Genomic DNA, 243 nt, shown 5'->3' with positions numbered 1-243 from the left:
AACTTACCCATAGTTGGTAATAAGTTAAATGAATAAAAGTCGTATGCCTTACTGAGTATTTCATGCTCTGGCTTTGAAAACTCTAATACCAGTAAGCGCCCGCCTGGTTTTAAAATGCGGTACATTGAACGTAATGCTTTGTCTTTGTCGGTTACATTACGTAAACCAAATGCAATAGTGATCAGATCAAAGCTATTATCTGGGAATGGTAAGGCTTCAGCGTTCATTTGCACGTAGTCAATA

At 37.9% G+C, this 243-nt stretch carries 1 protein-coding gene; it reads right to left on the bottom strand.

What is annotated here, in order from left to right:
- Window positions 1-243 (bottom strand): class I SAM-dependent methyltransferase (locus tag AAEY68_RS21590; RefSeq protein WP_350586887.1); only part of this gene is annotated, 243 nt, incomplete at both ends.

This window comes from Pseudoalteromonas sp. RB2-MNA-CIBAN-0110 (genome assembly GCF_040309305.1).
Taxonomy (GTDB): domain Bacteria; phylum Pseudomonadota; class Gammaproteobacteria; order Enterobacterales; family Alteromonadaceae; genus Pseudoalteromonas; species Pseudoalteromonas arctica.
Note: the sequence above shows the minus strand (reverse complement) of the source record. Positions and strands in the feature narration are given on the sequence as shown.